The organism is Pelagerythrobacter aerophilus (assembly GCF_003581645.1).
GTDB classification, from domain to species: domain Bacteria; phylum Pseudomonadota; class Alphaproteobacteria; order Sphingomonadales; family Sphingomonadaceae; genus Pelagerythrobacter; species Pelagerythrobacter aerophilus.
The window spans coordinates 578,493-596,111 of the sequence record NZ_QXFK01000014.1 but is presented as its reverse complement, the minus strand read 5'-3'; the positions used below and the strand labels follow the sequence as shown (position 1 = coordinate 596,111).

The following is a 17,619-nucleotide window of genomic DNA, read 5'->3' as shown; positions in this document are numbered from 1 at the left end:
GCCCCCGGTTGAGGGACAGGCGTCCCCTTCGCGTATGACTTCGAGGAATTGGGTTCTTCCACTTCCTTCCGGAGAACGACGAATGAAAATGATGCTTGCTGCGGTCGCGATGACGATCGTCTCTCCCGCCTTTGCTCAGAGCGCAGTCCCGGCCGATGCGCACGCGCAGCATCCGCCCCGGCAGGGCACTGCCGGGCACTCACAGCATACCGGGCACGAAGGCCACGACATGAGCGGGGCCTGCTGCAAGAAGGGGGCCGCGGACAAGACGGTTCGCTGCGATAAAATGAAAACCAGTGGCGATAAGAAGACCTGCCGCGAAAAGCCGACTGCCGATCCGCATGCCGGTCATGACATGGCCCAGCACTGAATTCGCTCGGACCGGGAGATGAATGGTCGTCTCCCGGTTCGTTACGGGGCGTTGCGTTGCATCCTCGCGTCGGGGATCCCGGTATCGTCAGCCTTGCGCCGCCACCCATCCATCGCGCGTTTGCAGAGGTGTCCGGCCGAGTAGAACAGGAAGGTATAGGTCAGCTTGGCCAGGAAATTGAGCGCTATGCTCTCCGCGGTGAAACTGAGGTGCCTTTCGACTGCGGTGAATACCGGACTATTCGTGGTCACCAGACAGAGCGCGGTTGTGCCCACGGCAACCACCAGCGCGATCGGTAGCCCGGAGCGCCATCGGTTGGAAAACCAGCCAATGGCGAACATCGCAAGCCAAGCTGCAATCAGCATCTCTCCATCTCCTCCTCTCAGCCGGCCCTCTTTCGGGACCTGGCTGTCGTTCCGACGTCGTGGTGGCGCCTTATTCCTGCGCCTTCTTGTTACCACGCTTCGCCTTGCGCGCACTGTGCATAACAATCGGTCGATGGACAAGAGGGCGACGCAATATGACTACGCAGCCAGGCGCATCCGGGATATCGTCGACAGAGGAGGACGAGGAGCAAGGCCCCACCGCATAGGTGCGGAGTCGGGCGAGAAACTTTGTCGCCACTATTCCGACGGGATCAGCCGTGCCCATTCATGCACGGGCGGTCGCTCGTCAGGTTAAGCGGCGACCAGGCCTTTTACCGCGCTCTCGAACAGCGCACGGCCGTCGCTGCCGCCGTGATCGGATTCGATCGCGCGCTCGGGGTGCGGCATCATGCCGAGGACGTTGCCGGCATGGTTGAGAATGCCGGCGATGTCGCGCCGCGAGCCGTTGCAGGTGTCGAGGTAGCGGAAGGCGACGCGGCCTTCACCCTCGATCCGGTCGAGCGTATCCTCGTCCGCGAAATAGTTGCCGTCGTGATGGGCCACCGGCAGCATGATCTCCTGCCCCTGCTCGTAGCCGCCGGTGAACAGCGACTGGCTGTTCTCGACCCGCAGCGGAGCGGTACGGCAGGTGAAGGTGAGCTGGGCGTTGCGCATCAGCGCGCCGGGCAGCAGGCCGCTTTCAGTCAGCACCTGGAAGCCGTTGCAAACGCCGAGCACGGGCACGCCGCGCTCCGCCGCCTCGATCACCGCGCGCATGATCGGGCTGCGGCTCGCGATTGCGCCACAACGCAGATAATCGCCGTAGGAGAAGCCGCCGGGGACGCCGATGAAATCGAGCCGCTCGGGCAACTCGGCATCGCCGTGCCACACGCGCAGTGCCGGGGTCCCGGAAACTTTTTCGAGCGCGACCGCAAGGTCGCGGTCGCAGTTCGATCCGGGGAAAGTGATGACGGCGGAGCGGAAGGCCATCACGCCGTCTCCATCGTCTCGATGCGGAAGTTCTCGATCACCGTGTTGGCCAGCAGCTTGCGGCACATGTCCTCGAGCTCGGCTTCGCTCGTGCTATCGGCGACCTCGAGCTCGATAAGCCGGCCGACGCGGACGTCCTCGACGCCGGAGAAACCCAGGCCTTCGAGCGCGTGATGAACCGCGCGGCCCTGCGGGTCGAGCACGCCGGGCTTGAGGCTGACATGGATGCGGACTTTCATGGGGCGGCGCGCCTTTCGCTAAGAGTGCTCATCGACTCGCGCGCAGCCTATGGCTTGCTGCGCATCGCAGGGCAAGCGGTGCCTGAACAGCGAAGGCGTCGAAACCTTGGGCTTTTGGCAAGGTCGCAGTGCTAAGGCCGCGGCGATGAAGATCGATCTGGTTTACAATCCGGCCGCGGGCAATTTCCGGCAGGCACGGCTGGACGCACTGATTGCGGCGTTCTCCGCACGTGGGGCTGCCGTCACCCCTGTCGCCAGTCAGATCGGCGGCGCCTGGCTCTCGGGCGAAGCAGACATGGTCTGCGTTCACGGCGGCGACGGCACCTTGCGCGACACGGTTCAGGCGCTGGGCGAGAACGCGGGCAGGGTGCCGCTGGCGATCGCCCCGTCGGGCACGATCAACCTCGTCGCCCGCGAACTCGGTTACGCGAGAAATCCCGAGCGGCTAGTGGAGCAGGTCCTTGCCGCGTGGGAGCGCGGGCCCGAAAGCTGGGTGCGCGCGCCGCTCTACCGGCTCGGCGAGATGCCGGTCGTCGCCTGCCTCAGCATCGGACCCGACAGCCACGCGGTCGCGCAGGTGTCCGGTGCGCTCAAGAAGCGGCTCGGGCGCTACGCCTACGTCGTCGCGATCATGCGCCAGCTCCGGCGCTGGCCGCGGGAGACGATGGCGATCAGCGGCGAGCTTGCCGACGGAACGCCTTTCTCATGCGAGGCTGAGGCCGCCATCGCCTCGCACGGCGCGCTCTATGCCGGCCCGTTCCGGCTCAGCCAGCGAGCTGCGCTGGCCGCGGATTCGGTGGAGCTGATCACGTTGCGGCGCTCGACCCGGCTGGGTGCACTCGCGCTTTCCGGCGCGGCGATGTTGCGCCTGCCGCTCGATCGGCTCGGTCTCGCCGAGATCCGCACCGTGCGCCGCGTGGTGTTCGACCGCTGCGTCAGCCCGGTGCAGGTCGATGGCGACCATATTCCGGACTGCGCCTATGCGATCGGGCCGAGCGGAACGGTGCTGCAATATGTGATCTGAGTGGACCCTAGAACGCGCTGCCTGTGAGCGCATCGATCGCGCCCTGCAGGATCACGGCCGCGGCATGGCTGTCGATGCGTTCGGCGCGTTTCCTGCGGCTCATGTCCTGACCGATCAGGTCGCGCTCGGCGCTGGTGGTGGACCAGCGTTCGTCCCACAGGAGGATCGGCAGCGCGAGACGTTCGGAGAGATTGCGGGCATAGGCGCGGCTCGCCTGCGCGCGGGGGCCTTCGCTGCCATCCATGTTGCGCGGGAGCCCGAGGACGAGACCGGTCACGCGCCGCTCGCGCACGATCGCGCTCAGCGCCTCCAGATCGCGGCCGAACTTGCCGCGGGGCAGGGTCTTGCCGGCGGTCGCGAAATGCCAGCCTGCATCGCAGGTCGCCGTGCCGATCGTCTTGGTTCCGAGGTCGAGCGCGAGCAGCACGCCGCCGCCGGGCAGGGCGGCACCGAACTCGGCGCTGCTGTCGGTGATCAGGGCCGTGCTGCCCACGCCTCGACCCGCTTGGCGACGTCCTGCTTCACGTTCTCCCAGAACAGCGGGATGTCGTAGACGTGGTAGTTGTTGCCCGGCAGCACCGCGCTGCCGACCTCGGGCGGATCGCCGATCAGCAGCAGTCCGCGTTCGCTGCAGCGGGCGGGGACCGCGCCTGGGACCAGCTCACCGGTCGAATAGTCGGCGCTGGGGATAAGCGTTCCGAGGTTCGCCTCGGCCGGCGCTTCGCCGCCGATGCCTCCCGTGAGCGGGTTGGTGCAGAGGATCGGGCTTTCGCCGCGCATGGTTCCGTCGAAGCCGCGCGAACCGCTGTAGGCCTCGATCACGCGGGCCGGATCGGCGGGTTCGGCGAAGGTCGACCAGCTCATGATGCATCCGGCCTGCGACGGGGTCGCGCATGCGGGAAAGCCGAGCGCCGGCAGATCGTGCTCGACCGAGACCGGCCAGCCCACCGCGTAGATCGCTGCGACGCGGCCCGCCAGCGGGCTGTTCGCAAGCTCCTCCCGCAACAGGCGAAGAAGGTGCAGCGTGCCTTGACTGTGCCCGGCGATCACGATCGGCACGTCTTCATCGACGCTGGCGACGAAGAAGTCGAAGGCCTGCTTCACGTCGTCGTAGGCGGCGTCGATCGCCTGCTGCGCTTCGGCGGAATCGGTCAGAAACGCGCCGAAGGTCGCCTGGCGGTAGCGCGGCGCCCAGATCTCGCTCGCCTGGTTGAAGGGGCTCGCCATGCCGCGAACGTAGATGCGCGCGATGCGCTGCGATTGTTCGTCGTCGAGGGGCGCATTCCAGTTGGCGCTGTCGAGATAGCTCGTCGGGTGGACGAAGAAGACGGCGAAGTCCTGCTTCGGCTGGTCGCCTTCGGGCAGTTGCCGCCCTTCGCCGCGCATCGCCGGCTGCCAGCGCGCCGCGTCGTCGAGGCCGATTCCGGGACGGGAGAGCCACATCGCCGGATCCTGATAGGCGTTCGTCTCGAGCGGCTTCTGCTCCACGAACTCGCTGCGGGGAACGTAGGCGATTTCGGCCAGATCGTCCCAATAGAGCCGCAGCGCGAACACCGCCACCAGCGCGAGCACGATCAGAACGGCGATGAAGTAAAGAAACTTGCGAGCCATCAGGCGCTTGCCTCGTTCAGCCGGTTACTTTCGTCGAGCCGCTCCGCTCGGCGTTCCAGTGCCACCTTGATCATCGCCAGCATGGGATCGGCCAGCGCCAGCCCGAGAATGCCGAACATGACGCCGAAGATGAGCTGGGCGCCGAGAACGAGCGCCGGCGCCAGATCGACGGTCTTCTTGGCGATCATCGGCACGAGGACGTAGCCGTCGAAGTTCTGCACGAGCAGATAGACGAAGATCGTGTAGAGCCCCATGTCGGTGCCGCCCGAGAACCCGACCAGCACCATCAGAATGCCCGAAATCACCGCCCCGATGTTGGGGATGAAGGCCAGCAGGCCGGTCAGCAGACCGAGCAGCGCCGCCATCGGCACCGGATCGATGCCGATCAACTGTCCGCCGTAGGCGAGCAGCGCCCAGGTGAAGAGGCCCTCCGCGAACATCCCGAACAGGCGCCCGGCCAGAAGCCGGCGGAGGGTGAACGACATACGCTCGATCGTATCGTAGAACGCGGTGCGGTGGTTTTCCGGCACCATCCAGGCGACGCCGCGCTCGTAGAGGTTCGGATCGATCGCGATGTAGATGCCGATGATCAGGATCAGCAGTAGCGTCGCCAGGCCCCCGAAGATGCCGCCGATCGCGCGGGTCACCGTGCCGACGCCGCTTACGAGGCTTCCGACGACGTTCTGGACGTCATCCTGGCTGATTGCGAAACCCTGCTCGCGCAGCAGCGCCAGAAGACGGCCCAGTTGCTCGCCGACGATCGCCGGGAACTGCGCCGCCTGCTGGGAAATCTGCGAACCGGCGAAATAGCCGAGCCAGGCGAGGAACGCGACCATCGCGACGATCACCATCGCCACCCGCCACCCGCGCCCGATCTTGAGCCAGCGGCCGAGCAGACGCGCGCCGCCGTCGATCATCGAGGCGAAAACCATCGCCCCGAAGATGACCAGCAGCGATTGCGAGATATAGACGGCGAGGACGGCAAGCCCGATGACGGCGGCCCAGATGACCGCGCGCGCCGCCTCGTAGCGCAATTTGGGGCTTCCGATGTGGGTTGGACTGGCGCCCATCGGCGTGTCCGGTCCTTCGTCAGTCCTGCTCACTCTCGGCGCCCCCATCGGCGATTGCGGGCCGCAGTGTGGTCCAGGCGCGGTCGCCGCGCAAGGACGTGAACCAGGTGATCGGGTTGAAGCTGGTCGTCCCGTCGAGCGAGAACGTGATGAACTCCGCCCGGCCGCCGATGTTCTCCAGCGGAACCGGCCCGCCGAGCCCGCGCGAGCCGTATTCGCGGCTGTCGGCCGAATGGTCGCGGTTGTCGCCCATCACGAACACGTGGCCTTCCGGCACGGTGATCTCGGCGAAGTCGTCGAGATCCTGCGTCGTGTGGTCGACGACGAGATAGCTCGCGCCGTTGGGCATGGTCTCGCGGTAGGTCGGCATTTCGCAGACGGCTTCTCCGGAGGAGGTGGTCGTCCGCATGCCGGGGTAAGTGTAGGGATCGCAGGGCGAATTGGCGTCGACCGGAATCTGTACCGGCGGTTCGACCGCGCGCGGGACCGGCGTGCCGTTGAGCACGATCTGCCCGCCTACCACCGCGATCCGGTCGCCGGGGAGGGCGACCACGCGCTTGATATAGTCCTCGTCGCGTTCCGGATGGACCGGAATGACGATGTCGCCGTACTCCGGCGTCGCGGGCCAGATGCGCCAGTCGCCGCGTGGCATGAGGTGGAAGGAAATCGAGGCCCAGCTCCAGCCGTAGGGATACTTGCTCACCACCAGCCGGTCGCCGACCAGCAGGTTGGGCATCATCGATTCGCTGGGGATGTAGAACGGCTTGGCGACGAAGCTGTGGAAGCCCAGCACGGCGAGCAGCATGAGTGCCAGCCCGCGCAGTTCGGAGACCCAGTTGATCTTCTCGCGCTCTTTCGCCTTTTCGGTGGTCGTTTCGCTCACGGTCGGATTTTCTGCGGTCAAAGGAGTCGGGCCTCTATCACGACGAATGCCTGCGCCCATGGGTGATCGTCGGTTAGGGTGAGATGAACGACCGCCTCATGGCCGGGCGGCGTCAATTCCGCAAGCCGCTTGGCCGCTCCATGGGCGAGCGCGAGCGTCGGTGCGCCGGACGGCGCGTTCACCACGCCGATGTCCTTCATATAGACGCCGCGGAAGAATCCGGTCCCGACCGCCTTGGAATAAGCCTCCTTGGCGGCGAAACGCTTGGCGTAGGTCCCGGCCCGCGTGAAGGGGCGTTTGGCGGCCTTGGCCCGCTCGATCTCGGTGAAGCAGCGCCGCTCGAAGCGCTCGCCATGCCGGTCGAGCGCGGCCTGTATGCGCTCGATATTGCAGAGGTCGGAGCCGAGACCGATGATCACCGCGCGCACCTCATCGCGCGTCGTCCATCAGCTCGCGCATCGTGCGCACGGCCTGCTCCAGCCCCACGAACACCGCCTCGCCGACGAGGTAGTGCCCGATATTGAGCTCGGCGAGCTGGGGGATGGCGGCGATCGGCTGCACGTTCTCGTAAGTGAGCCCGTGGCCGGCGTGCGGTTCGATCCCGTTCTTCGCGGCGAGGGCGGCCATGTCGGCGATGCGCTTCAGTTCGCGCGCCCGGTCCTCGCCCGCCGCGTGGGCGTATTCGCCGGTGTGGAACTCGACCACCTGCGCGCCGAGCCGGATGGCGGCGTCGAGCTGACGCTCGGTCGCTTCGATGAACAGGCTGACGCGGATGCCCGCATCGGTCAGCCGCGAAACGACCGGTGCGAGCTGGTTGTGCAGGCCCGCCGCATCGAGACCGCCTTCGGTCGTCCGCTCCTCGCGCTTTTCGGGCACGATGCAGGCGGCGTGCGGCTTGTGGCGCAGCGCGATTGCCAGCATCTCCTCGGTCGCGGCCATTTCGAGATTGAGAGGCAGGTCGGTTGCCGCTTGTATCCGGGCGAGATCCTCGTCGCGGATATGGCGCCGGTCCTCGCGCAGATGCGCAGTGATGCCGTCGCCGCCGACGCTCGCAACGATCTCCGCCGCACGCACCGGGTCGGGATGGTCTCCGCCGCGCGCATTGCGGATGGTCGCAACGTGATCGATGTTGACGCCGAGGCGCAGCCGCTGGAGCACTTACTTGCGGCTCCCCGGCTTGGTGACCGGCACTGCGGCGAGTTCGGCGGGAATCTCGTTCTCCGAATACGTCGGGAAGGTGATGTCCAGCAGCGCATAATAAGGAACGTCGAACGTCACTCCGTCGCCGCGGCGATCGACGAGCGAGACGAGGCCGACGACCTGGCCGCCGGCCGCCTCGACCGCTTTCATCGCCTCTTTCGAAGAGAGGCCGGTGGTCACGACGTCCTCGACGACGAGTACCTTCTCGCCTTGCTTCAGGTCGAAGCCGCGGCGGAGTTCGAAGGTGCCCTCCGGTCGTTCGAGGAAGATCGCCTCCTTGCCCAGCGCGCGGCCCATCTCGTGCCCGATGATGATGCCGCCCATCGCGGGCGAGACGACTTTGTCCACCGAACTGCGCAGCTCGCGTGGGATCTTGGCTGTCAGAGCCGCGGCCAGACGGCTCGCGCGCATCGGCTCCATCAATACGCGCGCGCACTGCAGGTAATATCCGCTGTGGCGGCCGGAAGAGAGCTTGAAATGCCCCTCCAACAACGCTTCGCTCGTGCGGAATTCGTGGAGAACTTCGTCTTCGGTCATCGAGGTTTGCGGTCCGTTTCTGGAGCGTTTCGCGGCGTTATCCGCCGGTTTCCGATTTTTCTCCTAGAAGCGCTTGAGGCAGGGGGCAAGCGGGCGTATAGGGCCGCCCAGACCTGTCCCCCGACGGGGTTTTCGCGGCTGCTTGTGCAGCCTCTCAACGACAAGAACGGAAAGCGTCGGACAGATGAGATTCGGTGACTGGCCCCACGGGGTTACGCGGTTCGTAATGGTTTTTTGGGCAGCGATCGCGCTCGCCCTGGTGCCCCAGGCGGTGTCCGCGCAAGACGCGGCGGAAGCACCCGCGGCGGAAGCCGCGCCTGCCGAAGGTGCTGCCGCCGCCGGCGATGCAGCGCCGGTGGCGGGCGGCTACGAACCGCTCGGTCCCGAGTGGATTAAGGGGCAGCCGACCGCGGGCGGATGGGACGTCCAGGACCAGTTCTCACCGATCGGCGAGACGGCCTCCGGCCTCCACTTCGGCCTCATGTGGGTCATGGGAATCATCTGCATCTTCGTGCTCGGGCTGCTGCTTTGGGTCGTCGTGCGCTATCGTCGTGGCGCCAATCCGACCCCGTCGAAGACCACGCACAACACCTTCATCGAAGTGGTGTGGACGCTCGTCCCGGTTCTGATCCTGGTCGGCATCGCGGTGCCGTCGATCTCGCTGCTCTCCGACCAGTATGAATCCCCGCCGAAGGACGCGGTGACGATCAAGGTCACCGGCTACCAGTGGTACTGGGGTTACGGTTACCCCGACAACGGCGGGTTCGAGGTGATCTCGAACATGCTGCCCGAGGATGAGGCGAAGGCGAAGGGCCTTCCGGCGCTGCTCGCGGTGGACAACCGCCTGGTGGTGCCGGTCGATACCCCGCTGCGTATCCAGACGACCGCGGCGGATGTGATCCACTCGTTCGCCGTGCCGTCGCTGTGGTTCAAGATCGATGCGGTGCCCGGCCGCCTCAACGAGCGTCTCCTGACGATCGAAGAACCCGGCATCTACTACGGCCAGTGCTCCGAGCTCTGCGGCGCGCGTCACGGCTACATGCCGATCGCGGTCGAGGCGCTTCCGCGCGATCAGTGGGAAGCATGGGTCCGCTCGCAGCCGGGCGGCACCGTGGGTGACGAGGCCGAAGCGGCTCCCGCCGCTCCCGCTGCCGATGCATCGGCCGCCGAGGGCGAAGAAGCTGCTGCCGAGAATGCCGGCGGCGCCGAAACCGCCGCTGCAACCAATTGATAGAAGTCGAAGAGAAACGCGACCATGGCTACCACCGCTGAAGGCTTTCAGGCCCACACCGAAGACGAGCATCACGATGCCGATCACAAGCCCGGCTTCTTTGCGCGTTGGTTCATGTCGACCAACCACAAGGACATCGGCACGCTCTACCTGATCTTCGCGATCTTTGCGGGCATCATCGGTGGTGCGATTTCGGGCGTCATGCGTGCCGAGCTGGCAGAGCCGGGTATCCAGATACTCACCCAGGCGTGGCCGCTCGGGGCGGGCGAGGCTGGTTTCGATGCCGCGCTGCATCACTGGAACGTGCTGATCACGGCACACGGCCTGATCATGGTGTTCTTCATGGTCATGCCGGCGATGATCGGCGGCTTCGGCAACTGGTTCGTGCCGCTGATGATCGGCGCGCCCGACATGGCCTTCCCGCGGATGAACAACATTTCGTTCTGGCTCACCGCTGTCGGTTTCGTGTCGCTGATGATCTCCACCATCATGCCGGGCGCGGCCGCAGGTGCGGGTGCGGGTACGGGCTGGACGGTCTATGCGCCGCTGGCGACGTATGGGCACGACGGCCCGGCGGTCGATTTCGCGATCTTCTCGCTCCACCTCGCGGGCGCGGGCTCGATTCTGGGCGCGACGAACTTCATCACGACGATCTTCAACATGCGCGCGCCGGGCATGACGCTGCACAAGATGCCGCTGTTCGTGTGGTCGGTGCTCATCACCGCGTTCCTGCTGCTGCTGGCGCTGCCGGTGCTCGCCGCGGCGATCACCATGCTGCTGACCGACCGCAACTTCGGGACGACCTTCTTCGATCCGGCCGGCGGCGGCGATCCGGTGCTCTACCAGCACCTGTTCTGGTTCTTCGGTCACCCTGAGGTCTACATCATGATCCTGCCGGGCTTCGGCATGATCAGCCAGATCGTGGCGACCTTCAGCCGCAAGCCGGTGTTCGGCTATCTCGGCATGGCTTACGCCATGGTCGCGATCGGCGTGGTCGGCTTCGTCGTCTGGGCGCACCACATGTATACGGTCGGCCTCGACGTGAACACGAAGATGTACTTCACGGCAGCGACCATGGTGATCGCGGTTCCGACCGGCGTGAAGATCTTCAGCTGGATCGCGACGATGTGGGGCGGCAGCCTCGAGTTCAAGAGCCCGATGGTCTGGGCGCTGGGCTTCATCTTCCTGTTCACGGTCGGCGGTGTGACCGGCGTCTACCTCGCCAACGGCGGTGTCGACGACGTCGTGCACGACACGTACTTCGTGGTGGCGCACTTCCACTACGTGCTGTCGATGGGTGCGGTGTTCTCGCTCTTCGCGGGCTTCTACTACTGGTTCCCGAAGATGAGCGGCCGCATGCACAGCGAACTGCTGGCGCACATCCACTTCTGGGGCTTCTTCATCGGCGTGAACGTGATCTTCTTCCCGCAGCACTTCCTGGGCTGGCAGGGCATGCCGCGCCGTTACCCGGACTACACGGCAGGTTACGCCTACTGGAACGAGATTTCCTCGATCGGCTACGCGATCATGGCCGTCTCGATGCTCGTGTTCTTCGCCAACCTCGCCTACGCGTTCATCGCGGGCAAGCGGGCGGCGCCGAACTACTGGGGCGAGGGCGCAACCACACTCGAGTGGACGCTTTCGAGCCCGCCGCCGTATCACCAGTTCGAGACGCTGCCGGTGATCGAGGAAAGCCAGGGCTATCACGACCACCGTCCGGTGGCCGCGACCCCGGCGACGAGCTGACGATGCGACCCTCCCGCTGGCGGGAGGGGAAAGGGGCAGCATGCCGCTGCCCGCTCAACCGATCATGGACCCCTCCCGTTCGCGGGAGGGGGCGTTTTTTAGTATGACCGCGACCACGTCCCACACCCGAACCGCTCCGGCCGACTGGCGCGATTTCTTCGCCCTGACGAAACCGCGCGTGATGAGCCTGGTGATCTTCACCGGGCTGTGCGGCCTGCTGGCGGCACCGGGTGCGATCCATCCGGTGATCGGCTTTACCGCGGTGCTGTGCATCGCACTGGGCGCCGGCGGAGCGGCGACGCTCAACCAGTGGTGGGAAGCCGATCTCGACGCGGGCATGAAGCGCACCGCGGGGCGGCCGATTCCCGCCGGCCGGCTGAACCGCATCGACGCGCGCGATTTCGGAATTGCCCTGTCGGTCGGCTCGGTCCTGCTGATGGGTCTGGCGGTGAACTGGCTCTCCGCCGCGATCCTTTTCGTATCGATCATCTACTACGCGGTGGTCTACACCATCTGGCTCAAGCCGCGCACGCCGCAGAACATCGTGATCGGCGGCGGGGCGGGGGCGTTCCCGCCGATGATCGGATGGGTCGCGGTGACCGGCGACATCACCCTGATGCCGGTGCTGCTGTTCGCGATCATCTTCTTCTGGACGCCGCCGCATTTCTGGGCGCTCGCCCTGTTCGTGCAGTCGGACTACGCCAAGGTCGGCATTCCGATGATGCCGGTGGTGAAGGGCGAGCGGTCCACGCGGCGGCAGATCCTGGTCTATTCCGTCCTGCTGCTCCCGCTCGCGCTTGCGCCCTGGTTGATCGGCGGTACGGGCCTGATCTATGGCGGCGCAGCCGCAGCGCTGACGGCGGTGTTCGTGGCGCTTTCGGTGCCGGTGGCCTTCCGCACCGCCGGGGCGGAAGACCGGATGCTGCCCGAAAAGCGGCTGTTCGGTTACAGCGTGCTCTATCTCTTCGCGCTGTTCGCGGCCCTCGTTGCGGACCGCGTGGCGCTAACGCAAGGATGGCTCGGATGACGCCGGAAGAACAGGAAGAATTCAAGCGACGGCAGAAGGGGCGGAACATCGCGCTCGCGCTGGTGCTCGGCTTCTTCGTCGTGCTGTTCTACGTCCTCACGTTCGTGAAGATGGGAGACTGAATCATGCCCACCGCCGCGCTCGAACGAAAGAACCTGCGTGTCGGCCTCCTCGGCTTCCTCGCCGCTGCCGCAATGCTGGGGCTCGGCTACGCCGCCGTGCCGCTCTACCAGTTGTTCTGCCAGGTGACCGGTTTCGCCGGCACGACCCAGCGCGCGACCGAGGACGATGCCGATCTCGCTGCGCGGATGGCGCAGAGCGCAGGCGCCAAGACGGTTTCCATCCGGTTCGACGCCAGCACCTCGCACGACATGCCGTGGCTGTTTCGGCCCGAACAGGTGACGGAGACCGTCCAGATCGGCGAGCGCGACATGGCCTTCTTCGTCGCCCGCAACAACAGTACCAAGCCGATCACCGGGAACGCGACTTTCAACGTCGAGCCCGAGCAGACGGGCCAGTACTTCAACAAGATCCAGTGCTTCTGCTTCACCGAGCAGACGCTTCAGCCGGGTCAGGAAGTGCGCATGCCGGTGCTGTTCTATATCGATCCCGCGATCCTCGACGATCCCAACGCGAAGGACGTCGAGCAGATCACCTTGAGCTATACTTTCCACCGCAAACCGGAACCCGCTTCCTAGCACTGGACCAACGGCGCGCTGCCGATTAAGGGCCGCGCAACCGCTTTGACAGGACGTTCGATCAATGGCCGGAACCAAGAACCACGACTACCACATCCTTCCGCCCGACATCTGGCCGCTGATCGGCTCGATTTCGGCTGTCACCTTCACCAGCGGCATGGTGCTCTACATGCACGAGCTGGCGAACTGGCAGATCGTGCTCGGTCTCGGCATCGCCGGGCTGATCGCGACGTTCTTCAGCTGGTTCAGCAACATCGTGAAAGAGGCGCAGGGCGGCTATCACACGCCGGTCGTGCAGCTTCACATGCGCTACGGCATGATTCTGTTCATCGCCTCCGAAGTGATGTTCTTCGCGGGCTGGTTCTGGGCCTGGTTCGACTTCTCGCTGTTCCCGAGCACCATTTCCGAGGTCGTCGGCGGGCAATTCCCGCCGGTGGCGATCGAGGCGGTCATGAACCCGTTCGACCTGCCGCTGCTCAACACGCTGATCCTGCTCTGCTCCGGCACCACGGTCACCTGGGCGCACCATTCGCTGATCCATGGCGACCGCGACGGGCTGAAGAAGGGCCTGTGGCTGACGGTCCTGCTCGGCGTGCTGTTCACCAGCATCCAGGCCTACGAGTACTGGCACGCGCCGTTCGAGTTCGGCGGCAACACCTACAGCTCGGCGTTCTACATGGCGACCGGCTTCCACGGCTTCCACGTGCTGATCGGCACGATCTTCCTGATCGTCTGCCTGCGCCGCGCCTACCTCGGCCACTTCACCCCGCGTCAGCACTTCGGCTTCGAAGCGGCTGCGTGGTACTGGCACTTCGTCGACGTGGTGTGGCTGTTCCTGTTCGTCGTCGTGTACGTATGGGGCGGTTGGGGCGCGCCGGTCCACTGATGGATCAGCGCGAGCCGCAGTCCGAGAAGGGGCAGCCCGGCATTGCCGCGGCTGCCCTTTTCGGTTTGTGTCCCCGTTGCGGCGGGAAGACGCTGTTCGCGGGCGGCCTCCGCTTCGCCGACAAGTGCGGGGCATGTGAACTCGATTACGGTACCTTCAACGTCGGCGATGGGCCGGCGGCGTTCCTCACGCTGCTGATCGGGGCCGCCGTCACGGCGCTCGCCATTTCCGTCGAGCTCGCCTTCCGCCCGCCGCTCTGGCTGCATGCCCTGATGTGGGTGCCGGTCACTACGCTTGCGGTGATCTTCGGCCTGCGGGTCGCCAAGGCGGCGCTGCTGGCTTCCGAATTCCGGAACCGCGCCAAGGAAGCGGGAAGCCGCGAGCTGTGATGCGGAAGGTTCCGATCATCCCGACCGTGATCGTCGTAGCCGCCGTTGTGACGATGATCGCGCTCGGCTTCTGGCAGCTCGACCGCAAGGCGGAAAAGGAAGCGCTGCTTGCCCGCTACCAGCAGGCGAGCACGCTCTCTTCCGCCGTAGAATGGCCGCAGACCGAAGCGGAGACGGAGGCGGCGCTCTTCCGACACGCGCAGCTCGATTGCGAGCGGGTTCTCTCGCTCACGTCGCGCGCTGGAACCAGCGTCGAGGGACGCAAGGGCTGGGCCCATGTGGCCCGCTGCGCGATCGGCGGCGGGCGAGAGGCCGATGTGGCGATTGGCTGGTCGGAGCGGCCCGAGGCGCCCGATTGGCAAGGCGGTGTGATCGAGGGGATTGTCGCGCCGGGGCCGCGTCTGGTGGCGGGGCGGCCGACCGCAGGCCTGGCGCCGCTGGCACCGCCCGATCCGGCGGATGTCCCCAACAACCACCTCGCCTACGCCGGGCAGTGGTTCTTCTTCGCGCTGACGGCGCTCGTGATCTACATGCTGGCTTTGCGGCAAAAATGGAGAGCTGCCGCCTGACCGCTCGCGTCAGTCGCGTCTCTTCCGCACCAAAGGTTCGAAATTGCCATAGATCATCCGCTTGGGATCGAAGAGAGGCTCGCCGTCGAGTTTTTCCATGCGGGGATCCGCGGTCATCCTCTCGTGACTGGCGTCCGCAGTCTCCTTGTCGGGCCAGATGACCCAGGAGAAGACGATCTTTTCACCATCTTGCGAGCCTACCGCACGGCGCAGATCGGTGGTTTCGCCATCGGGGACGTCGACTTCCCAGTTCTCCGTGTGCTCCAGGGCGCCGTAGTCCTTCGCTATTTCCCACCAGCCTTCGGAGATCTTCCGAAAGGCATCCTTGTTCTGCTCGGGAACGGCGAGCACGAAACCGCTGACATACATGGGCTATCTCCCTATCGGCCGAGCAGCCGGCCGGTTGGCTACTTGTACATCCCGTCGCGCAAGTTGATGCCGTGCTCGAGCCAGACCTTGAGCGCGCAGAGCATCTGGCTCCAGCCCTGGCAGTTGCCATAGCTGGCCTGCAGCGCGCCCTGGTTCTCGCGCCAGCCTTCTTCGGCGATTTCGACCAGCGTACGGCCGTCGTCGAGCGACTTGAAAGTCATCGTCACGGTCGTTCGGTAGTCCGCACTGGCAGACTCGGCGCCTTCGACGTTTGGTGGTTCGCCTTCGCTCGCATCCCACTCGAGCACGATCCGCTCGTCCGGCACGACCTCGATCACGTAGACGGGGAATGCGCCGGGGAAGTCCTGGAAGTCCCAGGTCACCGTCGCTCCGGTTTCCAGCCGTCCCTGCGCGCCGCCGGTGGTGAAATAGTGCGAGAGCTGTCCGGGATCGGCGACCGCCTCGAACACTTCGTGCACCGGCTTGGCGATCCGCGCCGCCACTCTGAATTTCAGTTCCATCGCATCCGCTCCTTTCGAGTCGCTGCTTGATCGAGTGGAAAATATGTTATAAAAACCTAACATGTCAATCGAAGACGACCTCGATGCCGTGTTCAAGGCGCTGGCCAATCCCGTGCGCCGGGCGATCTGCGATGCGCTCAAGCTGCGCCCGCTCACGACCAAGCAGCTCTGCGCCTGCTTCGGCGAACTCGACCGGACCACGGTGATGATGCATCTGCGCGTGCTGGAGCAGGCGGGGCTGGTGGTGCCGGTGCGCAAGGGGCGGGAGAGGTTCAACTATCTCGACGCGATGCCGATTCAGGCGATTCACGAGCGCTGGATCGGCCCGCACGCGGCAGCGGCCGCCACGGGCCTGCATCGCCTCAAACAGGGGCTGGAGGCGGACGAAAAGCAAAGCCTTCGCGCCGACTAGCGCCCATTGCTTGCGGGGCGGGCGGGGCACGGCTAGTCGCTCCGGTCGATGGAATACCTATCCACCCGCGGAAGCGCCCAAAACCCCAATGGCGGGCCGCTCGATTTCGAAGGCGTCACGCTCGCCGGTCTGGCGAGCGACGGCGGTCTCTACCTGCCGCGCGAATGGCCGCGGTTCTCGCAGGACGAGATCGCCGCGCTGGCCGGCATGCCCTATGCGGACCTCGCCGCCCGGGTGATGCAGCCGTTCGTTGGCGACAGCCTGACGCCCGAGCGTCTGCGCGAGCTGTGCGAGGAAGCCTACGCCCGCTTCGCGCACAAGGCGGTGACGCCGCTGGTCCAGCTCGACCAGCGCAACTGGCTGCTCGAGCTGTTCCATGGGCCCACGCTGGCGTTCAAGGACGTCGCGCTGCAACTGCTCGGCCTCCTGTTCGAGGAGTTCCTCGGCCGCCGGGATGAACGGCTGACGATCGTTGGCGCGACCAGCGGCGATACCGGTTCGGCCGCGATCGATGCGGTTGCGGGCCGCGAGGGTGTCGAGATCTTCATGCTCCACCCGAAGGGCCGCGTCAGCGATGTGCAGCGCCGGCAGATGACCACCGTGCTCGCGCCCAACGTCCACAATATCGCGATCGAGGGCAGCTTCGACGACGCGCAGGCGATGGTGAAGCGGATGTTCGCCGACACCGCGCTCACCGGCCGCGTGCGGCTCGGTGCGGTGAACTCGATCAACTGGGCGCGGCTGATGGCGCAGGTCGTCTATTACTTCGCCGCCGCGCTGCAGCTCGGCGCGCCGCAGCGCAAGGTCGCCTTCAGCGTGCCGACCGGCAACTTCGGCGACGTTTTCGCCGGCTATGTCGCCGCGCAGATGGGCCTGCCGGTCGAGCGGCTGATCGTGGCCACCAACGTCAACGACATCCTCCACCGCGCGCTGTCCGACGGCGACTACTCGGCCGGCGAGGTCACGCCGACCGCGGCGCCTTCGATGGACATTCAGGTCAGCTCCAATTTCGAGCGGCTGCTGTTCGACTGCGGCGGGCGCGACGGCGCGGCGCTGGCCGAACAGATGCGCGGCTTCGAAGCGACGAAGGCGATGCGGCTCACCAACGCGCAGCGCGAGGGGGCCGCTGCACTCTTCACCAGCGCGCGCGCCGATCAGGACGAGATGGCCCAGGCGATGCGCTGGGCGTGGGAGCATTGCGGCGAGACCGTCGATCCGCATACCGCGATCGGCCTCCACGCGGCGCGTCTGCAGGATCTCGATGCGCCCGTGGTGACGCTTGCCACCGCCCATCCGGCCAAGTTCCGCGATGCGGTGGAGCGCGCGACCGGGACCCGCCCGCCGCTGCCCCCGCGCGTCGGTGATCTCTTCGCGCGCGAGGAGCGCTTCACGGAACTGCCCGGCGACTATGATGCGGTGGCCACATACATCGCCGAGCATGCGAGCGTGTGATCGTGGCTCCGCCTGAACGACAAGGCCCGG

24 protein-coding genes are annotated in these 17,619 nt (G+C 65.9%); 12 read left to right on the top strand and 12 right to left on the bottom strand.

What is annotated here, in order from left to right; all coding sequences use genetic code 11:
• Positions 1 to 82: 82 nt before the first annotated feature.
• On the top strand, positions 83 to 370 hold the full coding sequence (locus D2V04_RS06890) for a hypothetical protein (RefSeq protein WP_119512512.1): 288 nt from the start codon (positions 83 to 85) through the stop codon (positions 368 to 370).
• A gap of 41 nt (positions 371 to 411) precedes the next feature.
• Here D2V04_RS06890 and D2V04_RS06885 read toward each other — a convergent pair whose 3' ends face one another.
• The 3 genes from D2V04_RS06885 to purS form a co-directional block, all read right to left on the bottom strand.
• The gene (locus tag D2V04_RS06885) at positions 412 to 735 is read right to left on the bottom strand and encodes a hypothetical protein (RefSeq protein WP_147391787.1); all 324 of its coding nucleotides are present in this window, start codon (positions 733 to 735) and stop codon (positions 412 to 414) included.
• Positions 736 to 1,047: 312 nt separating this feature from the next.
• Positions 1,048 to 1,725 carry a phosphoribosylformylglycinamidine synthase subunit PurQ gene (gene purQ, locus D2V04_RS06880; RefSeq protein WP_119512510.1) on the bottom strand — a complete coding sequence of 226 codons (678 nt, stop codon included), beginning with the start codon at positions 1,723 to 1,725 and terminating at the stop codon, positions 1,048 to 1,050.
• On the bottom strand, positions 1,725 to 1,964 hold the full coding sequence (gene purS / locus D2V04_RS06875) for a phosphoribosylformylglycinamidine synthase subunit PurS (protein WP_119512509.1): 240 nt from the start codon (positions 1,962 to 1,964) through the stop codon (positions 1,725 to 1,727). Before purS ends, purQ begins: the two co-directional genes overlap by 1 nt.
• Positions 1,965 to 2,109: 145 nt before the next feature.
• Between purS and D2V04_RS06870 the strand changes: the two genes are divergently transcribed.
• Positions 2,110 to 2,988, top strand: a complete 879-nt coding sequence (locus tag D2V04_RS06870; protein WP_119512635.1) for a diacylglycerol/lipid kinase family protein — start codon at positions 2,110 to 2,112, stop codon at positions 2,986 to 2,988.
• Between the two features lie 7 nt (positions 2,989 to 2,995).
• Here D2V04_RS06870 and ruvX read toward each other — a convergent pair whose 3' ends face one another.
• The 7 genes from ruvX to pyrE are packed head-to-tail and all read right to left on the bottom strand — an operon-like array spanning position 2,996 to position 8,289.
• A complete protein-coding gene (gene ruvX, locus D2V04_RS06865) occupies positions 2,996 to 3,481 on the bottom strand; it encodes a Holliday junction resolvase RuvX (RefSeq protein ID WP_119512508.1) in 486 nt (161 codons plus the stop codon).
• Entirely contained in the window at positions 3,463 to 4,599 is a 1,137-nt protein-coding gene (locus tag D2V04_RS06860; protein WP_119512507.1) for a DUF3089 domain-containing protein, read from the bottom strand. Before D2V04_RS06860 ends, ruvX begins: the two co-directional genes overlap by 19 nt.
• Positions 4,599 to 5,717 (bottom strand): AI-2E family transporter, encoded by a 1,119-nt coding sequence (locus D2V04_RS06855; RefSeq protein ID WP_119512506.1) that lies wholly within the window; start codon positions 5,715 to 5,717, stop codon positions 4,599 to 4,601. Before D2V04_RS06855 ends, D2V04_RS06860 begins: the two co-directional genes overlap by 1 nt.
• Entirely contained in the window at positions 5,689 to 6,612 is a 924-nt protein-coding gene (gene lepB, locus D2V04_RS06850; protein WP_119512505.1) for a signal peptidase I, read from the bottom strand. Before lepB ends, D2V04_RS06855 begins: the two co-directional genes overlap by 29 nt.
• A complete protein-coding gene (gene acpS / locus D2V04_RS06845) occupies positions 6,570 to 6,971 on the bottom strand; it encodes a holo-ACP synthase (RefSeq protein WP_119512634.1) in 402 nt (133 codons plus the stop codon). The genes lepB and acpS overlap by 43 nt, the downstream gene beginning before the upstream one ends.
• A gap of 10 nt (positions 6,972 to 6,981) precedes the next feature.
• Positions 6,982 to 7,710: a pyridoxine 5'-phosphate synthase gene (locus tag D2V04_RS06840; protein WP_119512504.1), complete on the bottom strand. Its 729-nt coding sequence runs from the start codon at positions 7,708 to 7,710 to the stop codon at positions 6,982 to 6,984.
• Entirely contained in the window at positions 7,711 to 8,289 is a 579-nt protein-coding gene (gene pyrE / locus D2V04_RS06835; protein WP_119512503.1) for an orotate phosphoribosyltransferase, read from the bottom strand. It lies immediately after the preceding gene.
• A gap of 226 nt (positions 8,290 to 8,515) precedes the next feature.
• On the opposite strand from pyrE, the gene coxB reads away from it, so the two are divergent.
• The 8 genes from coxB to D2V04_RS06800 all read left to right on the top strand — a co-directional run bounded on the left by coxB (position 8,516) and on the right by D2V04_RS06800 (position 14,835).
• On the top strand, positions 8,516 to 9,520 hold the full coding sequence (gene coxB / locus D2V04_RS06830) for a cytochrome c oxidase subunit II (protein ID WP_228766294.1): 1,005 nt from the start codon (positions 8,516 to 8,518) through the stop codon (positions 9,518 to 9,520).
• A 24-nt stretch (positions 9,521 to 9,544) separates the two neighbouring features.
• Positions 9,545 to 11,266: a cytochrome c oxidase subunit I gene (gene ctaD, locus D2V04_RS06825; RefSeq protein WP_119512501.1), complete on the top strand. Its 1,722-nt coding sequence runs from the start codon at positions 9,545 to 9,547 to the stop codon at positions 11,264 to 11,266.
• A 103-nt stretch (positions 11,267 to 11,369) separates the two neighbouring features.
• Positions 11,370 to 12,293 carry a heme o synthase gene (locus D2V04_RS06820; protein WP_119512500.1) on the top strand — a complete coding sequence of 308 codons (924 nt, stop codon included), beginning with the start codon at positions 11,370 to 11,372 and terminating at the stop codon, positions 12,291 to 12,293.
• A complete protein-coding gene (locus D2V04_RS18300) occupies positions 12,290 to 12,415 on the top strand; it encodes a hypothetical protein (protein ID WP_263853359.1) in 126 nt (41 codons plus the stop codon). Before D2V04_RS06820 ends, D2V04_RS18300 begins: the two co-directional genes overlap by 4 nt.
• Before the next feature lie 3 nt (positions 12,416 to 12,418).
• Positions 12,419 to 12,991, top strand: a complete 573-nt coding sequence (locus tag D2V04_RS06815) for a cytochrome c oxidase assembly protein (RefSeq protein ID WP_119512499.1) — start codon at positions 12,419 to 12,421, stop codon at positions 12,989 to 12,991.
• A 64-nt stretch (positions 12,992 to 13,055) separates the two neighbouring features.
• Entirely contained in the window at positions 13,056 to 13,877 is an 822-nt protein-coding gene (locus tag D2V04_RS06810) for a cytochrome c oxidase subunit 3 (protein ID WP_119512498.1), read from the top strand.
• Complete coding sequence (locus tag D2V04_RS06805) at positions 13,877 to 14,266, top strand: DUF983 domain-containing protein (protein ID WP_119512497.1); 390 nt, start codon at positions 13,877 to 13,879, stop codon at positions 14,264 to 14,266. Before D2V04_RS06810 ends, D2V04_RS06805 begins: the two co-directional genes overlap by 1 nt.
• Positions 14,266 to 14,835 (top strand): SURF1 family protein, encoded by a 570-nt coding sequence (locus tag D2V04_RS06800; protein WP_119512633.1) that lies wholly within the window; start codon positions 14,266 to 14,268, stop codon positions 14,833 to 14,835. The genes D2V04_RS06805 and D2V04_RS06800 overlap by 1 nt, the downstream gene beginning before the upstream one ends.
• Positions 14,836 to 14,844: 9 nt before the next feature.
• Here D2V04_RS06800 and D2V04_RS06795 read toward each other — a convergent pair whose 3' ends face one another.
• Positions 14,845 to 15,204, bottom strand: a complete 360-nt coding sequence (locus D2V04_RS06795; protein ID WP_119512496.1) for a DUF1428 domain-containing protein — start codon at positions 15,202 to 15,204, stop codon at positions 14,845 to 14,847.
• Between the two features lie 38 nt (positions 15,205 to 15,242).
• A complete protein-coding gene (locus D2V04_RS06790; protein ID WP_119512495.1) occupies positions 15,243 to 15,725 on the bottom strand; it encodes an SRPBCC family protein in 483 nt (160 codons plus the stop codon).
• 61 nt (positions 15,726 to 15,786) lie between these two features.
• Here D2V04_RS06790 and D2V04_RS06785 point away from each other — a divergent pair, with 61 nt between their 5' ends.
• Both D2V04_RS06785 and thrC read left to right on the top strand, forming a co-directional pair.
• Positions 15,787 to 16,137, top strand: coding sequence for an ArsR/SmtB family transcription factor (locus tag D2V04_RS06785; RefSeq protein ID WP_119512494.1), 351 nt, complete (start codon positions 15,787 to 15,789; stop codon positions 16,135 to 16,137).
• Positions 16,138 to 16,185: 48 nt separating this feature from the next.
• Positions 16,186 to 17,589: a threonine synthase gene (gene thrC / locus D2V04_RS06780; protein ID WP_119512493.1), complete on the top strand. Its 1,404-nt coding sequence runs from the start codon at positions 16,186 to 16,188 to the stop codon at positions 17,587 to 17,589.
• Positions 17,590 to 17,619: the final 30 nt, after the last annotated feature.

Coding starts and splice junctions, on each gene's coding strand:
- D2V04_RS06890 (WP_119512512.1), top strand. CDS start 83: ATGAAAATGATGCTTGCTGCGGTCGCGATGACGATCGTCTCTCCCGCC.
- D2V04_RS06885 (WP_147391787.1), bottom strand. CDS start 735: ATGCTGATTGCAGCTTGGCTTGCGATGTTCGCCATTGGCTGGTTTTCC.
- purQ (WP_119512510.1), bottom strand. CDS start 1,725: ATGGCCTTCCGCTCCGCCGTCATCACTTTCCCCGGATCGAACTGCGAC.
- purS (WP_119512509.1), bottom strand. CDS start 1,964: ATGAAAGTCCGCATCCATGTCAGCCTCAAGCCCGGCGTGCTCGACCCG.
- D2V04_RS06870 (WP_119512635.1), top strand. CDS start 2,110: ATGAAGATCGATCTGGTTTACAATCCGGCCGCGGGCAATTTCCGGCAG.
- D2V04_RS06860 (WP_119512507.1), bottom strand. CDS start 4,599: ATGGCTCGCAAGTTTCTTTACTTCATCGCCGTTCTGATCGTGCTCGCG.
- D2V04_RS06855 (WP_119512506.1), bottom strand. CDS start 5,717: ATGGGGGCGCCGAGAGTGAGCAGGACTGACGAAGGACCGGACACGCCG.
- lepB (WP_119512505.1), bottom strand. CDS start 6,612: ATGGGCGCAGGCATTCGTCGTGATAGAGGCCCGACTCCTTTGACCGCA.
- pyrE (WP_119512503.1), bottom strand. CDS start 8,289: ATGACCGAAGACGAAGTTCTCCACGAATTCCGCACGAGCGAAGCGTTG.
- coxB (WP_228766294.1), top strand. CDS start 8,516: ATGGTTTTTTGGGCAGCGATCGCGCTCGCCCTGGTGCCCCAGGCGGTG.
- ctaD (WP_119512501.1), top strand. CDS start 9,545: ATGGCTACCACCGCTGAAGGCTTTCAGGCCCACACCGAAGACGAGCAT.
- D2V04_RS06820 (WP_119512500.1), top strand. CDS start 11,370: ATGACCGCGACCACGTCCCACACCCGAACCGCTCCGGCCGACTGGCGC.
- D2V04_RS18300 (WP_263853359.1), top strand. CDS start 12,290: ATGACGCCGGAAGAACAGGAAGAATTCAAGCGACGGCAGAAGGGGCGG.
- D2V04_RS06815 (WP_119512499.1), top strand. CDS start 12,419: ATGCCCACCGCCGCGCTCGAACGAAAGAACCTGCGTGTCGGCCTCCTC.
- D2V04_RS06810 (WP_119512498.1), top strand. CDS start 13,056: ATGGCCGGAACCAAGAACCACGACTACCACATCCTTCCGCCCGACATC.
- D2V04_RS06805 (WP_119512497.1), top strand. CDS start 13,877: ATGGATCAGCGCGAGCCGCAGTCCGAGAAGGGGCAGCCCGGCATTGCC.
- D2V04_RS06800 (WP_119512633.1), top strand. CDS start 14,266: ATGCGGAAGGTTCCGATCATCCCGACCGTGATCGTCGTAGCCGCCGTT.
- D2V04_RS06795 (WP_119512496.1), bottom strand. CDS start 15,204: ATGTATGTCAGCGGTTTCGTGCTCGCCGTTCCCGAGCAGAACAAGGAT.
- D2V04_RS06790 (WP_119512495.1), bottom strand. CDS start 15,725: ATGGAACTGAAATTCAGAGTGGCGGCGCGGATCGCCAAGCCGGTGCAC.
- D2V04_RS06785 (WP_119512494.1), top strand. CDS start 15,787: ATGTCAATCGAAGACGACCTCGATGCCGTGTTCAAGGCGCTGGCCAAT.
- thrC (WP_119512493.1), top strand. CDS start 16,186: ATGGAATACCTATCCACCCGCGGAAGCGCCCAAAACCCCAATGGCGGG.